A 14,862-nucleotide genomic window follows, 5' to 3' on the forward strand; every position below is an offset into this window, starting at 1 on the left:
CGTGCGCGGTTACTCGGCGACTTCCTCGACCGCCTTGGGATGCGGGCGGTTTTCCGGCAACTGCCAGAACACCAAGGTGGAGCTGAGCGTGATCGCACCGACGCAGATGAAGGTGGCGTGCAGCGCGGCGGTCGCGCCGTGGCCCACCAGGTGCGTGCCGAAGGTGGCCAGCAGGCTGCCGGCGGTGGCCGCGCCGAAGCCGGTGGCCAGCATCATCACCATCGACAGCAGGCTGTTGCCGCTGCTGGCCTGCTCCATGTCCAGGTCGCGCAGGGTCACGGTGTTCATCACGGTGAACTGCATCGAGTTCACCGCGCCGAAGGCAGTCAGCAGCACCAGCTGCACCCACACCGGCTGGCCCCCGTCGATCAGTGCGAAGCCGGCCATCGCCACGCCCACGCAGACGGTGTTGATCATCAGGATGCGGCGATAACCGAAGCGCTGCACCAGCGACACCGCCGCGCGCTTGGCAGCCATGCCGGCCAGCGCCACCGGGATCATCATCATGCCCGCCCGCATCGGGCTCATGCCCAGGCCGACCTGCAGCAGCAACGGGATCAACAGCGGCATCGCCCCGCTGCCGATCCGTGAGAACAGGTTGCCGAGGATGCCGATGCGGAAGCTGGTCACATGGAACAGCGTCAGCGGGAACAAGGCATCACGGCTGTTGGCCGCATGCAGCCAGTAGCCGGCCAGTGCGGCGATGCCGATCACCGCCAGCAGGATCACCAGTGCATGCGCCGAGCCTAGCCCGGAGACGCCGTCCAGTGCCAGCGACAGGGCGACCATGCCGAAGGCCAGCATCAGGTAGCCGGCCAGGTCGAAGCGGTGCTTCTGCTGCCCGTAATGGTCGGGCATGATCCGCAGCGCGGCGACCAGCCCGATCAGGCCGATCAGGCCGATCGGCAGGTTGATCAGGAAGATCCAGTGCCACGACGCCACTTCCACCATCCAGCCGCCCAGCGTCGGGCCCAGCAGCGGGCCGATCAGCGCGGGGATGGCGATGAAGCTCATCGCCGACAGGAATTGTTCGCGCGGTACGGTACGCATCACCGCCAGCCGCCCGACCGGCAGCAGCATCGCCCCGCCGATGCCCTGCAGCACGCGCGCGGCCACCAGCCATTGCAGGCTGGGTGACAACGCGCAGGCCAGCGAGCCCAGGGTGAACAGGATGATCGCCGTCATGAAGGTGCGGCGGGTGCCGAAGCGGTCGGCGATCCAGCCCGAGGCCGGGATGAACGTGGCCACCGCCAGCGCGTAGCTGAACACCACTGACTGCATCTGCAGCGGGCTTTCGCCCAGGCTGCGGGCCATCGCCGGCAATGCGGTGTTGACGATGGTCGAGTCCAGCATCTGCATGAAGATGGCCAGCGACACCAGCCACAGCAGCGGCTTGTGGGCGTTGCCGGCGGGCAGCGGGCTGGAAACGGCGTTGGACATCATGACGGCTCGCGGGGGCAGGCCGTCATTGTCGCTCCTGGCGCGTGCAGGTCACGCGCAGATCACGCCTGGCCCTCAATCACCGCCGCCGTAGCTGTACAGCGAATGGGCCGGGTTGTCCGGGTCGGCGGCCAGGGTGGCGGTGGTGTTGAGCTCGCCCAGGGTCAGCCGCCAGGTGCCGTCATCCGCTTCCATGGTGCAGGTCGGCACCGCGCTGGGATTGACCCTGTGGGTAGGCTCGCAGTCTTTCTCGATCCGCGTGCGCAAGGTCTGCAGCAGCTGTTGCAGCGGGGCATCGATGACGTAGGTCCGCAGGATGTGCATTTCGCCGGCATCCTCGTCGTAGCGCAGCACCGGCAGGTCCAGCAGCGTCACCGCACCCGGCTTGAAGGTCGCGCTGGCCGCATAGGACAGGTAGCCGCTGCCGTCGTCATAGGCCTCGCGCGTGCACGAGGTGAGCGAGAGCCGAGCGATCACCGCCGACCAGCGTGGGGACAGCTCGTCCTGCTTGACCAGCCGGAGCTGGTCGCAGCGTTGCGGGAAGTCGCCCATCCCGGTGCTGAAGATCGCCAGTTGGGTGAGGTTCTCATTCGAGGCCAGGCTCGGGAAATCCTCGGGCTGGATCTTCAATGCGTTGCTGGCGGCGCCGGCCACGGCCGGCGTGGCGGTCGGTGCCGGTGCCGGCGTGACATCGGCCGAACAGGCGGCCAGTGCGCACAGCAGCGGAGCGCACAGCAGGGAGATGCGGGGCAGTGACATGGCGTTCTTCCTTGAAACGGTAAGGGGGCCGGCGTTGCCGGCCGCCCTGGGTCAGCGTCGGCTCAAGCGATGTACCGCATCCACCAGCACGGCGACGTGATCGGGATTCATGTCTGGCGACATGCCATGGCCGAGGTTGAATACATGGCCTTCGCGCGAGCCGCCGTTGCCGGCGGCGTAGCTGTCCAGCACCTTGCCCACTTCCCGGGTGATCGCCTCGGGCGAGCCGTACAGGGTGGCCGGGTCCAGGTTGCCCTGCAGCGCGACCTTGCCGCCGGCCGCACGCACCGCGTCCTCCAGGCCGATGGTCCAGTCCACGCCGACGCCGTCGGTGCCGGTGGCGGCCAGTTCGGCCACGTACTGGCCGGTGCCCTTGCCGAACAGGATCAGTGGGGTGCGCTCGGCGCCTTCGCCACGCGGCAGTTCGGCGGCGATGCGCGAGAGGTAGCGCAGCGAGAACTCACGGTACATGGCCGGGCCGAGCACGCCGCCCCAGGTGTCGAACACCTGCAGCGCCTGCGCGCCGGCCGCGCGCTGCGCCGACAGGTAGGCGATGACCGCGTCGGTCACCACGCCCAGCAACTGGTGCAGGGCCTTGGGCTCGTTCAGCGCCATCGCCTTGATGCGCGCGTAGTCCTTGCTGCCACCGCCCTCGATCATGTAGCAGGCCAGCGTCCACGGGCTGCCGGAGAAGCCGATCAACGGCACCTTGCCGTCCAGCTCGCGGCGGATCAGGCGCACCGCGTCCATCACGTAGCCCAGCTCGGTCTCCATGTCCGGCACCGCCAGCCTGGCGATGGTGGCGGCGTCACGCACCGGGTCCTTGAACTTGGGGCCTTCGCCATCGGCGAAGTACAGGCCCAGGCCCATCGCGTCGGGCACGGTGAGGATGTCCGAGAACAGGATGGCCGCGTCCAGGTCGAAGCGCTCCAGCGGCTGCAGGGTGACTTCGCAGGCGACTTCGGGGTTCTTGGCCATGCCCAGGAAGCTGCCGGCGCGGGCGCGGGTGGCGCGGTACTCCGGCAGGTAGCGGCCGGCCTGGCGCATCAGCCAGACGGGGGTGCAATCCACCGGTTCGCGGCGCAGGGCGCGCAGGAAGCGGTCGTTGCGGAGGGGGCTGGTCACGGTGGAGCTCCTTGGCAGTGGGCGGCGCGGGCGCATCGCGCCCTGCAGGGTCCGCTCAGGGTTGTGGCAGGCCGCTGGTGAACATCACCTGGAAGCCGCGCTTGATCTGTGCGTCGCGTGCCTTCTCGAAGGCGTCGCGGGCTTCGTCGTGCTGCAGGAACAGTTCGCGGCGAAGCTGCACGCGGCCTCCGGTCTGGCCGCTCTCGCGCAGCAGCTCCCAGCCGCCGAGCAGGTCCGGCACCAGGGTGAGCTGTACGTAACGGGGGGCTTCTTTGCCGCTGGGCGGCTGTTGCAGTAGGACGCGCATGGCGGCGATTGTAGCCGTTGCGCGGGATTTGGGCCGCTTTCCGGCGGCATGCCCCGGCATCGCCACGGCGTGTGCAGGTCCTCCGCCCCCGTGGCCGCAGGCCAAGGGGACGGGGAAGGCGCGGGCACCTCAGCCCTGGCGCAACACCGCCAGCACCGCGGCTTCGTCCACGTCGGCCACGACCTCGGCCTTGCCGATGCCACGCCACAACACCAGGCGCAGGCGCCCGGCGATGTTCTTCTTGTCCAGGCGCATGTGCGCGAGCAGGCCGTCCGGTTCCAGCCCGGCCGGGATCCGCACCGGCAGGCCATAGGCCAGCAGCAGCTCGCGCAGGGTGTCGGTGTCGGCCGCATCGGCCATGCCCAGCGCGGCGGACAGGCGCGCGGCCAGCACCATGCCCACCGCCACGGCCTCGCCGTGGTTGAGGTTGTCATTGCCCGGTGCGCCGTAACCCTGCGCCGTCTCGATGGCGTGGCCGAAGGTGTGGCCCAGGTTGAGCAGCGCACGCTCGCCCTTCTCCAGCGGGTCGCGTTCGACGATCTCGGCCTTGTGCTCGCAACTGCGGGCGATGGCCTGGGCCAGCGCGGCATCGTCGCCGGCCAGCAGCGCGGCACGTTCGGCCTGCAGCCACTGGAAGAACAGCGGGTCACGGATGGCGCCGTACTTGATTACCTCGGCCAGCCCGGCGCGCAGCTCGCGCACCGGCAGGCTGCGCAGGGCGGCGGTGTCGGCGATGACCGCGCGCGGCGGGTGGAAGGCGCCGACCAGGTTCTTGCCCTGCGGGATGTCCACGGCGGTCTTGCCACCGACCGAGGAGTCCACCATCGCCAGCAGCGTGGTGGGCAGCTGCACGCAGTCCACGCCCCGCATCCAGCACGCCGCGGCGAAGCCGGCCAGGTCGCCGACCACGCCACCGCCCAGTGCCAGCACGCAGGCATCGCGGGTGGCGCCCAGCGCCGCCAGCGCGGCGATCGCACCGGCGAAGTTGTCCAGGGTCTTGGACGCCTCGCCGGCCGGGATCACGTACTGGCCGATCTTCAGCTCGGGGCGGGCCGCCTGCAGGGCATCGCGGACGCGTGCCAGGTACAGCGGGGCCACGGTGTCGTCGCTGGCCAGCAACACGTGGCGTCCGCGGATGGCCGCGCCCAGCAGGCTGGCGTCGGACAGCAGGCCGGGGCCGATGTGGATCTGGTACGGGAGTTCGCCGCCAACGGCGACGGTACGGGGGGAAGCGGTCATGCGGTGGGTTCCGAGATCTGCCATTGGCTGGCAAGCCGTACCACCAGTTGGGCGGTGGCTTCGGCGGAGGTGTAGAGGTCGGTGTCGATGATCAGGTCGGCCAGGTCGCGGTACAGCGGGTCGCGCAACGCGGCCATGTCGGCAAGCACCTGTTCGCGGTCGGGACGTTGCAGCAGCGGGCGGGTCTTGTCCTTCTGCAGGCGCTGCAGCTGCGACTGCACGCTGACCCGCAGGTAGACCACGAAGCCGCGTTGGCGGATGCGCTGGCGGTTGTCGGCATCCAGCACCGAGCCCCCGCCGGTGGACACCAGTTGGCCGTTGCCCTGCAGCAGGTCGTTCAGTACCCGCTTCTCGTGGGCACGGAAGCCGGCCTCGCCGAGGTTCTCGAAGATGGCCGGGATGCTGGTGCCCACGTCATCGACGATGGCCTGGTCGGCATCGATGAAGGCCAGCCCGAAGCGTTCGGCCACGCGGCGGCCGATGCAGGTTTTTCCGGCGCCCATGGGGCCGATCAGGATGAGATTGGGGGCGGGATTCATCGTAGGGCGATGCTAGCACCTCGTGTCAGTGCCTTAACACGGTAGCAGCCAAGCTCGCGGACTCCACGAATGGTTCGTGGTGCAACCAAGGAGTCGGACATGAGTGTGGCGAAGATCATCGAAGTCAGCGCGTCGTCCAAGACCAGCGTCGAGGACGCCGTGCGCACCGGGTTGAAGAAGGTGGCCGAGACCGTCAAGGGCATCCAGGGCGCGTGGATCAACGAAACCAAGGTGGTCACCGACGGCCAGGGCAACATCACCGAATGGCGGGTCAACCTGCGGGTGACCTTCCTGGTGCAGTAAGCCGCCCCCCTACAACGGACGGCGTTGCGCATCCAGCGGGATGACCCGGTCGGCGAGCGCCGGCAGGGTGCGCAGCGCCTGCCGGCTGATGCGCTCGTAGAACTGCACGAAACGTTCCACCTGCGCCCGGCTCATGCTGGTGCGCCCCGGCGAGGCCTGCTGCAGTGCCTGCTCCTGCTGCCAGCGCCAGTGCGGGACCACCGAGAAGCCCGGCGGCTGCAGGAACCACAGCCGGTCAAAGCGCTGCCACAGCGCGGGGTAGTCGTTCGCCAGCGCCTGGTTGCACCAGCGGCGCCAGATACCGTCGCCATCGGCCTCGCGCTCGAGCGCGTTCAACGGTGCCTGCAGTGCGGCATCCTGCTCGGCCGGCGTGCCCAGGAACCAGCCCTCGAACACCAGCAGGTCCAGTGGCGTGTCCTGCACCTGCCATTGCGCTTCGGGCACCCGTTCGTCGGCCAGCTTGTCGAAGCGGGGCAGGGCGGAAGCCCGGCCCGCCTTGGCCGCATCCAGGGTGGACAGCGCCAGCGGCAGGTCATGCGTGCCCGGCGGGCCGCGCGTGGCCAGCAACGGGTGGATGCGGTCGGCCAGGCGCTGGCGCTGGGCGCGGGTGAGGTAGGTGTCGTCGATGGACAATGCCGCGGCCTGCAGCCCACGCGCGCGGGCCAGCTCGACCACCTGCGCGGCCAGGGTGGACTTGCCGCTGCCCTGCACGCCACTGATGGCCAGCACCGGCGTGCGCGCGCCACTGGCCAATGCATCGTCGAGCGCCTGTTCGACCAGCGCCTGCGCGAAGCGTCGTGGGGAAAAACTGTGCGGAACGGGGGACATGCCGCCACAATAGCTCAAACCCCTGCCGTACGAAGCCGCTCATGACCGATCTTTACGCCGAAGCACTTACGACTTTCGCCGCATTGTTTGACGAGGCAAAAGCCGGTGCCGAAATCGATGCCGCCGCGATGACGGTGGCCACCGCCGACATTCACGGCCGTCCCTCGGCACGCACGGTGCTGCTGAAGGCCTTCGACGAGCGCGGCTTCGTGTTCTACACGCACCTGGACAGCCGCAAGGGCCGCGAGCTGCACGAGAACCGCGCGCTGGCGTTACTGTTCCTGTGGCGCAGCCTGCGTGAGGCCGGCATCCAGGTGCGGATCGAAGGCGACGCGCAACTGGTCGCGCCGGCCGAGGCCGACGCATACTTCGCCTCGCGCCCGCGCATGAGCCAGATCGGCGCGTGGGCCTCGGTGCAGTCGCAGCCGCTGGCCTCGCGCGAGGCGTTCGAGCAACGCCTGGCCCGGTTCGAGGCCCAGTTCGAAGGGCGGGACGTGCCGCGCCCGGACGGCTGGAGTGGCATCCGCGTGGTGCCGCAGCGCATCGAGTTCTGGTACGGCGCCGACTTCCGCCTGCATGAGCGCTGGTGCTACGAGGCCGATGCGGCCGGGCAGTGGAGCAAGCGGATGCTGTTCCCTTGAGTTGCGGTGGCTGACGATGGCGGGGCAATGATGAAGCTGCATCCGGTCTACCGCATCACCGTGTTCGTGCCGCCCGCGCACCTGGAGGCGTTGAAGGCCGGCATCCTGTCCGTGGACCCGCTGGCCGCCGGCGGCTACGCGGCCGGCATGTGGGAATCGGCGCCGGGCCGGGAACAGTTCCGCGTGCTGGACGGCACGGCCAGCGCATCCGGTCGGTCCGGCGAACTGGTACGCGAGCCCAGCGTGCGGCTGGAGTTCTGCATCCCGCGCGATCCCGGGCGCCTGCAACGCCTGCTGACGCAGGGCATTGCCGCCCATCATCCTTGGAACACCCCGGCGGTGTTCGTCGATAGCACGGAGTTCGCAAGCCCATGATTGGCCCGCGTCGCATCGTCTGCCTCACCGAGGAGCCGACCGAAACCCTGTACGCGCTGGGTGAACAGGAGCGCATCGTCGGCATCAGCGGCTTCACCGTGCGGCCACCGCAAGCACGGCGCGAGAAGCCCAAGGTCAGTGCCTTCACCAGCGCCAAGGTGGGGGAGATCCTCAAGCTCAAGCCGGACCTGGCGATCGGTTTCTCCGACATCCAGGCCGATATCGCCGCCGAATTGATCCGGCATGGCGTGGAGGTGTGGATCGCCAACCACCGCAGCGTGGCCGGCATCCTCGATTACATCCGCCGGCTCGGCGGGCTGGTGGGCGTGGCCGCGCGTGCCAACGCCTATGCCGACGGCCTGCAGCGCGGGCTGGATGACATCGCCGCGCAGGCCGCGCGGTTGCCGCAGCGGCCGCGCGTGTACGTGGAGGAATGGGACGAGCCGATCATCACCGGCATCCAGTGGGGCGCCGAACTGGTGACCATCGCCGGCGGCGACGATGTGTTCCCCGAGTTGTCGCGCGAGCCGCTGGCCAAGGCGCGGATCCTGGCCAACGGTGATCCGGTGATCGCGCGCAACCCGGACATCATCATCGGCTCGTGGTGCGGCAAGAAGTTCCGCCCCGAGCGGGTCGCCGCACGTCCGGGCTGGGCCGCGATCAACGCCGTGCGTGATGGCCAGCTGCACGAGATCAAGTCGCCGCTGATCCTGCAGCCGGGCCCTGCGGCGTTGACCGATGGGGTGCAGGCCATCGCCGCGATCATCCAGGCCTGGAGCCGCCGCTAGGCGCGGCTTCGGCCCCGCCTACGCGGGCTTGCCGGGGACCACGCCGGTGTAACGCGCGCGTGGCCGGATCAGCGTACCCAGCGCCTGCTGCTCCAGGGCGTGCGCCAGCCAGCCGGCCAGCCGGGCGGTGGCGAACATCACCAGCGCGTGCGCGCCGGGCAGGCCATAGGCGTAGCAGATCGCCGCCAGCAGGCCGTCGATGTTGGGGTGCTGGCCACTGTGCTCCTCGGTGGCCGCCAGCACGCTCTCGATGTGCTGCATCGCCGGCGTGCCACCGCGCAATCCACGCAGCACGCGCAGGACCTCGGCACCGCGCGGGTCGCCCTGCGGATACAGCACATGGTTGAACCCCGGCAGGTCGTCGCCGCGCCGCCAGCGACCGGCAATGAACTCCGCCGCCGCGCCGCTGGCTTGTGCATCCAGCAACAGCGCATGCGCGCGTGCGGTGGCACCGCCATGGCGCGGGCCGGACATCGCGGCCAGGCCGGCGCAGACGGTGGCGTGCAGGTGCGCGCCGGTGGAGGCCACCACGCGCGCAGCAAAGGCCGACACGTTGAGCTCATGGTCGGCACACACCACCAATGCGGTGCGTACCACCTCGGCAAAACCCTCGTCCCCGGCGCACCAGCTGTCGGCCAGCAGGCGATGCACCGGGCGCGCATCCGGCTGCACGCCGACCAGCAGCGCGGCGTTCTGGCGCAACAGTGCCGCGGCTACCTCGCGGCGCACCGGTGCGGCGGCGTTGAGCGACTGACGCTGTCCCAATGCCAGCAACGGCAGGCAGGCCATGGCCCGCTCCAGCGGTGGAAGTGATCCGTCCAGCGCCAGCGGGGCAATCCGCTCCGGCCAATGCGGTGGCGGCTGGGGCGTGAAGGGGTCCAGTTCCTCGCAGTCCCACAGCAGCCGCGCGGTGTCTTCCAGGGTCGCCCCGTCCTGCGCCGCCGCGACCGCCGAGCGGCCGCGGTAATAGGGCGAATCCGGCTGGATCAGCGAGATGCCGGTTTCCAGTACCGGCAGGCCACGGTCCAGGCTCTGCGCAGCCCCCCGCGCCGCGCCACGGCCTGCTCGCTTGCGCTGTGCCAGCCGCTCGACCTCGGCGCGCAGGTACACCCGACTGCGCTGGTCCGCGCCCGGTCGCGAGCTGAGCTGGCCACGGCTGACATAGGCGTACAGCGTGGCCGGGCTGATCCCGAGCAGGGTGCAGACATCGCTGGCGGACAGCAGGTCGTTCTCGGCGTTATCGGTCATGCGCATTCAATAGGTTGATTTATTGAATCAAGATTGATCAATGAGTCCGATGGTGACAGATTGTTTGTCATAGCGGAATGGCATCGTCGCCTCCGCCACGCAAGGAGCCATGCCATGAGTCTTTCTTCCGCCGGCGCCGCCTTCCGCGCCGCACTGGCTGCCGAATCGCCGCTGCAGGTGATCGGCGCGATCAACGCCAACCACGCCCTGCTGGCCAAGCGCGCCGGCTACCGGGCCATCTACCTGTCCGGCGGCGGCGTCGCGGCCGGCTCGCTGGGCCTGCCGGACCTGGGCATCAACACCCTGGAAGACGTGCTGATCGACGTGCGCCGCATCACCGACGTGTGCGACCTGCCGCTGATGGTGGACATCGACACCGGCTTCGGCCCGAGTGCGTTCAACATCGCGCGCACGGTGAAGTCGCTGATCAAGGCCGGTGCCGCGGCCTGCCACATCGAGGACCAGGTGGGGGCCAAGCGTTGCGGCCACCGCCCGGGCAAGGAGATCGTGTCGCAGGGTGAAATGGTGGACCGCGTGAAGGCGGCGGCCGATGCCAAGACCGACCCGGATTTCTTCCTGATCGCCCGTACCGACGCGATCCAGATGGAAGGCGTGGACGCGGCCATCGAGCGTGCCATCGCCTGCGTCGAGGCCGGCGCCGATGGCATCTTCGCCGAGGCTGCCTATGACCTGGAAACCTACAAGCGCTTCGCCGACGCGGTGAAGGTGCCGCTGCTGGCCAATATCACTGAATTCGGGGCCACGCCGCTGTTCAGCCGCGATGAGCTGGCTGCTTCGGGCGTTGCGATCCAGCTGTTCCCGCTGTCGGCGTTCCGCGCGGCCAACAAGGCGGCCGAGAACGTCTACGAAGCCATCCGCCGTGACGGCCACCAGCGTAATGTGGTGGACACGATGCAGACCCGCGAGGAGCTGTACGACCGGATTGGTTACCACGAATTCGAGCGCAGCCTGGACAGGACGTTTGCTGCGAAGAAGTAACGGGGCCGCAGCATCCGGCCCTCACCCCCAGCCCCTCTCCCGCAGGCGGAAGAGGGGAGCTAAATCCCGCATCTGATCGAGGTTCACACCATGTCTGAATCCACCGCCGCCCCGGCGTTCAAGCCGAAGAAGTCCGTCGCCCTGTCCGGCACCGCCGCAGGCAACACCGCGCTGTGCACGGTCGGTCGCAGCGGCAACGACCTGCACTACCGCGGTTACGACATCCTGGACCTGGCCAACACCAGCGAGTTCGAGGAAATCGCCCACCTGCTGGTGCACGGCAAGCTGCCGAACAAGGCCGAGCTGCGCGCCTACAAGGCCAAGCTGAAGGCGCTGCGTGGCATCCCGGCGGCGGTCAAGGCCGCGCTGGAAGAACTGCCGCCGTCGGCCCACCCGATGGACGTGATGCGCACCGGCGTGTCGGTGATGGGTTGCGTGTCGCCGGAGAAGGACGACCACAACCATCCGGGTGCGCGTGACATCGCCGACAAGCTGATGGCTTCGCTCGGCTCGATGCTGCTGTACTGGTACCACTGGAGCCACAACGGCAAGGTCATCGACGTGGAGACCGACGATGACTCCATCGGCGGCCACTTCCTGCACCTGCTGCACGGTGAGCAGCCGCGCGAATCGTGGGTCAAGGCGATGCACACCAGCCTGATCCTGTACGCCGAGCATGAGTTCAATGCCTCCACGTTCGCCTGCCGCGTCATCGCCGGCACCGGCAGCGACATGTACAGCGCCATCACCGGCGGCATCGGCGCCCTGCGCGGCCCGAAGCACGGTGGTGCCAACGAAGTCGCCTTCGAGGTGCAGAAGCGCTACGAGACGCCGGACGAGGCCGAGGCCGACATCAAGGCACGCGTGGAGCGCAAGGAAGTGGTCATCGGCTTCGGCCACCCGGTCTACACCGTGTCCGATCCGCGCAACAAGGTGATCAAGGAGGTCTCGCGCGAGCTGTCGGCCGAGCAGGAGAACATGAAGATGTACGACATCGCCGAGCGCCTGGAATCGGTGATGTGGGACATCAAGAAGATGTTCCCGAACCTGGATTGGTTCAGCGCCGTCAGCTACCACATGATGGGTGTGCCGACCGCCATGTTCACCCCGCTGTTCGTGATCGCCCGCACCGCCGGCTGGAGCGCGCACATCATCGAGCAGCGCATCGACGGCAAGATCATCCGCCCGAGCGCCAACTACACCGGCCCGGAAGACCAGACCTTCGTGCCGTTGGACAAGCGGGTTTAAGACGACCGCACCATCTCCGCCACAAGCGAGATAAAGCCCCTCTCCCGCTTGCGGGAGAGGGGTTGGGGTGAGGGGAAGCTCCTGGCACGTGGAGCAAGCTTCAAGCCCGTAAAAAAAAGCGAAGCAAAGCTGGAGCTCAAGCAAGAGCAAGAGCAAGAGCAAGAGCAAAGCTCCCCCCATCCGCCCTCCGGGCACCTTCCCCCGCACGCGGGAGAAGGGATACCTCAGATTCCATGTGCTGCTGTGGGTTTGCTGCATTCGCGCACAACCCAAAGCACACCAGCAAGCCCAGACCCTCACAGGCCAGCCATGAACACCGATTACCGCAAGCATCTCCCCGGCAGCACGCTGGACTACTTCGACGCACAGGCCGCTGTGGATGCGATCGCGCCCGGTGCCTATGCCACGCTGCCGTACACCGCGCGCGTGCTGGCCGAGAACCTGGTGCGCCGCTGCGACCCGGCCACGCTCACCGATTCGCTCACGCAGCTGATCGAGCGCAAGCGCGACCTCGATTTCCCGTGGTTCCCGGCACGCGTGGTCTGCCACGACATCCTCGGCCAGACCGCACTGGTCGACCTGGCCGGCCTGCGCGATGCCATCGCCGACAAGGGTGGCGACCCGGCCAAGGTAAACCCTGTGGTGCCGGTGCAGCTGATCGTGGACCACTCGCTGGCGGTGGAATGCGGCGGCTTCGACCCGCAGGCGTTCGAGAAGAACCGCGCCATCGAGGACCGCCGCAACGAGGACCGCTTCCACTTCATCGACTGGACCAAGCTGGCCTTTGAGAACGTGGACGTGATCCCGCCGGGCAACGGCATCATGCACCAGATCAACCTGGAGAAGATGTCGCCGGTGATCTGCCAGCAGGGCGGCGTGGCGTTCCCGGATACCTGCGTGGGTACCGATAGCCACACCCCGCACGTTGATGCACTGGGCGTGATCGCGATTGGTGTTGGCGGGCTGGAAGCAGAGAACGTCATGCTGGGTCGCGCTTCGTGGATGCGCCTGCCCGACATCATCGGCGTCAAGCTGACCGGCAGGCCGCAGCCCAACATCACCGCCACCGACGTGGTGCTGGCGCTGACCGAGTTCCTGCGCAAGGAGCGCGTGGTCGGTGCGTGGCTGGAGTTCTTCGGTGAAGGTGCGGCGGCGTTGACCATTGGTGACCGCGCCACCATCTCCAATATGTGCCCGGAGTACGGCGCCACCGCGGCGATGTTCTACATCGACCAGCAGACCCTGGACTACCTGCGCCTGACCGGCCGCGAGGAGGCCCAGGTGGCGCTGGTCGAGAATTACGCAAGGACTACCGGCCTGTGGGCCGACGCACTGGCCACCGCCCAGTACGAGCGCGTGCTGGAGTTCGACCTGTCCAGCGTGGTCCGCAACATGGCCGGCCCGAGCAACCCGCATCGGCGCTTGCCGGTGTCGGACCTGGCCGAGCGCGGCATCGCCGACGAAGCCAAGCTGGAAAGCGGCAGGAACGAGGAAGCGCAGGGGCTGATGCCCGATGGCGCGGTGATCATCGCCGCCATCACCAGCTGCACCAACACCTCCAACCCGCGCAACGTGATCGCCGCCGGCCTGCTGGCGCGCAACGCCAATGCGCGCGGCCTGCTGCGCAAGCCGTGGGTGAAGTCGTCGCTGGCACCGGGTTCCAAGGCGGTGCAGCTGTACCTGGGGGAAGCCGGCCTGCTGCCGGAGCTGGAGAAGCTGGGCTTCGGCATCGTCGCCTTCGCCTGTACCACCTGCAACGGCATGAGCGGCGCGCTGGACCCGAAGATCCAGCAGGAGATCATCGACCGCGACCTGTACTCGACCGCGGTGCTGTCGGGCAACCGCAACTTCGATGGCCGCATCCACCCGTACGCCAAGCAGGCCTTCCTGGCCTCGCCGCCGTTGGTCATCGCCTATGCGATCGCCGGCACGGTGCGCTTCGACATCGAGAAGGACGTGTTGGGCGTGGATGCCGAAGGCAACGACGTGCGCCTGAAGGACATCTGGCCGAGCGATGCCGAGATCGACGCGGTGGTGAAGGCGTCGGTCAAGCCGGAACAGTTCCGCAGCGTCTACAACCCGATGTTCAACGTGCGCGTCGAGCATGGTGCACCGGTCAGTCCGCTGTATGACTGGCGCCCGCAGAGCACCTACATCCGCCGCCCGCCGTACTGGGAGGGCGCGCTGGCCGGGGAGCGCACGCTGCAGGGCATGCGCCCGCTGGCGGTGCTGCCGGACAACATCACCACCGACCACCTGTCGCCGTCCAACGCGATCCTGCGCTCCAGCGCGGCTGGTGAGTACCTGGCCAAGATGGGCCTGCCGGAAGAAGACTTCAATTCCTATGCCACCCACCGCGGCGACCACCTCACCGCGCAGCGCGCCACCTTCGCCAACCCGAAGCTGTTCAACGAGATGGTGCGCAACGACGATGGCAGCGTGAAGCAGGGTTCGCTGGCGCGCGTGGAGCCGGAAGGCAAGGTCATGCGCATGTGGGAAGCCATTGAAACCTACATGGAGCGCAAGCAGCCGCTGATCATCATCGCCGGTGCCGACTACGGCCAGGGCAGCTCGCGCGACTGGGCCGCCAAGGGCGTGCGCCTGGCCGGCGTGGAGGCCATCGCCGCCGAAGGCTTCGAGCGCATCCACCGCACCAACCTGATCGGCATGGGCGTGCTGCCGCTGGAGTTCAAGCCGGGCACCGACCGCAACACGCTGGGCATCGACGGCACCGAAACCTTCGATGTCATCGGCGCGCGCCAGCCGCGCACCGATCTGACGCTGGTGATCCACCGCAAGGACGGCAGCACGGTGAACGTGCCGGTCACCTGCCGTCTGGATTCGGACGAGGAAGTGGCCATCTACGAAGCCGGCGGCGTGCTGCAACGCTTCGCGCAGGACTTCCTGGAAGCTTCCGCCAGTTGATGCGCCAGCCCCTGGACGGGGCTTTGCTTGGAGCCCCTCTCCCGCCGGCGGGAGAGGGGTTGGGGTGAGGGCAGCCGTTTCTGCCCTTGTCGTTGATG

General features: G+C 68.3%; 15 protein-coding genes. 7 read left to right on the forward strand and 8 right to left on the reverse strand.

Annotated elements, in window-relative coordinates:
• Positions 1–9 precede the first annotated feature (9 nt).
• The 6 genes from mdtD to ACIPR8_RS03840 form a co-directional block, all read right to left on the reverse strand.
• Positions 10–1,440 carry a multidrug transporter subunit MdtD gene (mdtD, locus tag ACIPR8_RS03815; protein WP_446540193.1) on the reverse strand — a complete coding sequence of 477 codons (1,431 nt, stop codon included), beginning with the start codon at positions 1,438–1,440 and terminating at the stop codon, positions 10–12.
• A 75-nt stretch (positions 1,441–1,515) separates the two neighbouring features.
• Positions 1,516–2,199 carry a hypothetical protein gene (locus ACIPR8_RS03820; RefSeq protein ID WP_446540194.1) on the reverse strand — a complete coding sequence of 228 codons (684 nt, stop codon included), beginning with the start codon at positions 2,197–2,199 and terminating at the stop codon, positions 1,516–1,518.
• Positions 2,200–2,250: 51 nt separating this feature from the next.
• Positions 2,251–3,324 carry a uroporphyrinogen decarboxylase gene (gene hemE / locus ACIPR8_RS03825; protein ID WP_446540195.1) on the reverse strand — a complete coding sequence of 358 codons (1,074 nt, stop codon included), beginning with the start codon at positions 3,322–3,324 and terminating at the stop codon, positions 2,251–2,253.
• A gap of 55 nt (positions 3,325–3,379) precedes the next feature.
• Positions 3,380–3,631 (reverse strand): WGR domain-containing protein, encoded by a 252-nt coding sequence (locus ACIPR8_RS03830; RefSeq protein WP_132865249.1) that lies wholly within the window; start codon positions 3,629–3,631, stop codon positions 3,380–3,382.
• Positions 3,632–3,760: 129 nt separating this feature from the next.
• Positions 3,761–4,870, reverse strand: a complete 1,110-nt coding sequence (gene aroB / locus ACIPR8_RS03835) for a 3-dehydroquinate synthase (protein WP_446540196.1) — start codon at positions 4,868–4,870, stop codon at positions 3,761–3,763.
• Positions 4,867–5,409 (reverse strand): shikimate kinase, encoded by a 543-nt coding sequence (locus ACIPR8_RS03840; protein WP_132865247.1) that lies wholly within the window; start codon positions 5,407–5,409, stop codon positions 4,867–4,869. Before ACIPR8_RS03840 ends, aroB begins: the two co-directional genes overlap by 4 nt.
• A gap of 99 nt (positions 5,410–5,508) precedes the next feature.
• Between ACIPR8_RS03840 and ACIPR8_RS03845 the strand changes: the two genes are divergently transcribed.
• A complete protein-coding gene (locus ACIPR8_RS03845; protein WP_132865246.1) occupies positions 5,509–5,712 on the forward strand; it encodes a dodecin family protein in 204 nt (67 codons plus the stop codon).
• 9 nt (positions 5,713–5,721) lie between these two features.
• On the opposite strand, the gene ACIPR8_RS03850 is transcribed toward ACIPR8_RS03845, so the two are convergent.
• Positions 5,722–6,540 carry a kinase gene (locus tag ACIPR8_RS03850; RefSeq protein WP_446540197.1) on the reverse strand — a complete coding sequence of 273 codons (819 nt, stop codon included), beginning with the start codon at positions 6,538–6,540 and terminating at the stop codon, positions 5,722–5,724.
• Positions 6,541–6,581: 41 nt separating this feature from the next.
• Between ACIPR8_RS03850 and pdxH the strand changes: the two genes are divergently transcribed.
• The 3 genes from pdxH to ACIPR8_RS03865 are packed head-to-tail and all read left to right on the forward strand — an operon-like array spanning position 6,582 to position 8,344.
• On the forward strand, positions 6,582–7,181 hold the full coding sequence (gene pdxH / locus ACIPR8_RS03855) for a pyridoxamine 5'-phosphate oxidase (protein WP_446540198.1): 600 nt from the start codon (positions 6,582–6,584) through the stop codon (positions 7,179–7,181).
• Between the two features lie 30 nt (positions 7,182–7,211).
• A complete protein-coding gene (locus tag ACIPR8_RS03860; RefSeq protein WP_132866197.1) occupies positions 7,212–7,556 on the forward strand; it encodes a hypothetical protein in 345 nt (114 codons plus the stop codon).
• Complete coding sequence (locus ACIPR8_RS03865; protein WP_446540625.1) at positions 7,556–8,344, forward strand: cobalamin-binding protein; 789 nt, start codon at positions 7,556–7,558, stop codon at positions 8,342–8,344. Before ACIPR8_RS03860 ends, ACIPR8_RS03865 begins: the two co-directional genes overlap by 1 nt.
• Before the next feature lie 18 nt (positions 8,345–8,362).
• On the opposite strand, the gene ACIPR8_RS03870 is transcribed toward ACIPR8_RS03865, so the two are convergent.
• The gene (locus tag ACIPR8_RS03870; RefSeq protein WP_132865243.1) at positions 8,363–9,592 is read right to left on the reverse strand and encodes a citrate synthase family protein; all 1,230 of its coding nucleotides are present in this window, start codon (positions 9,590–9,592) and stop codon (positions 8,363–8,365) included.
• 114 nt (positions 9,593–9,706) lie between these two features.
• Here ACIPR8_RS03870 and prpB point away from each other — a divergent pair, with 114 nt between their 5' ends.
• From prpB to acnD, 3 genes are all read left to right on the forward strand, one after another.
• Complete coding sequence (prpB, locus tag ACIPR8_RS03875; protein ID WP_132865242.1) at positions 9,707–10,591, forward strand: methylisocitrate lyase; 885 nt, start codon at positions 9,707–9,709, stop codon at positions 10,589–10,591.
• A 90-nt stretch (positions 10,592–10,681) separates the two neighbouring features.
• Complete coding sequence (gene prpC / locus ACIPR8_RS03880) at positions 10,682–11,839, forward strand: bifunctional 2-methylcitrate synthase/citrate synthase (RefSeq protein ID WP_446540199.1); 1,158 nt, start codon at positions 10,682–10,684, stop codon at positions 11,837–11,839.
• A gap of 309 nt (positions 11,840–12,148) precedes the next feature.
• Positions 12,149–14,764 (forward strand): Fe/S-dependent 2-methylisocitrate dehydratase AcnD, encoded by a 2,616-nt coding sequence (gene acnD / locus ACIPR8_RS03885; protein WP_446540200.1) that lies wholly within the window; start codon positions 12,149–12,151, stop codon positions 14,762–14,764.
• The last annotated feature ends 98 nt before the right edge of the window (positions 14,765–14,862 follow it).

The sequence above is a fragment of the Stenotrophomonas sp. LARHCG68 genome, from assembly GCF_052871705.1.

Bases quoted from the DNA above. Each gene is read 5' to 3' on its own strand.
- mdtD (WP_446540193.1), bottom strand. From the start codon at position 1,440: ATGTCCAACGCCGTTTCCAGCCCGCTGCCCGCCGGCAACGCCCACAAG.
- ACIPR8_RS03830 (WP_132865249.1), bottom strand. From the start codon at position 3,631: ATGCGCGTCCTACTGCAACAGCCGCCCAGCGGCAAAGAAGCCCCCCGT.
- pdxH (WP_446540198.1), top strand. From the start codon at position 6,582: ATGACCGATCTTTACGCCGAAGCACTTACGACTTTCGCCGCATTGTTT.
- ACIPR8_RS03860 (WP_132866197.1), top strand. From the start codon at position 7,212: ATGAAGCTGCATCCGGTCTACCGCATCACCGTGTTCGTGCCGCCCGCG.
- acnD (WP_446540200.1), top strand. From the start codon at position 12,149: ATGAACACCGATTACCGCAAGCATCTCCCCGGCAGCACGCTGGACTAC.
- ACIPR8_RS03845 (WP_132865246.1), top strand. From the start codon at position 5,509: ATGAGTGTGGCGAAGATCATCGAAGTCAGCGCGTCGTCCAAGACCAGC.
- ACIPR8_RS03840 (WP_132865247.1), bottom strand. From the start codon at position 5,409: ATGAATCCCGCCCCCAATCTCATCCTGATCGGCCCCATGGGCGCCGGA.
- ACIPR8_RS03870 (WP_132865243.1), bottom strand. From the start codon at position 9,592: ATGACCGATAACGCCGAGAACGACCTGCTGTCCGCCAGCGATGTCTGC.
- ACIPR8_RS03850 (WP_446540197.1), bottom strand. From the start codon at position 6,540: ATGTCCCCCGTTCCGCACAGTTTTTCCCCACGACGCTTCGCGCAGGCG.
- aroB (WP_446540196.1), bottom strand. From the start codon at position 4,870: ATGACCGCTTCCCCCCGTACCGTCGCCGTTGGCGGCGAACTCCCGTAC.
- prpC (WP_446540199.1), top strand. From the start codon at position 10,682: ATGTCTGAATCCACCGCCGCCCCGGCGTTCAAGCCGAAGAAGTCCGTC.
- ACIPR8_RS03820 (WP_446540194.1), bottom strand. From the start codon at position 2,199: ATGTCACTGCCCCGCATCTCCCTGCTGTGCGCTCCGCTGCTGTGCGCA.
- prpB (WP_132865242.1), top strand. From the start codon at position 9,707: ATGAGTCTTTCTTCCGCCGGCGCCGCCTTCCGCGCCGCACTGGCTGCC.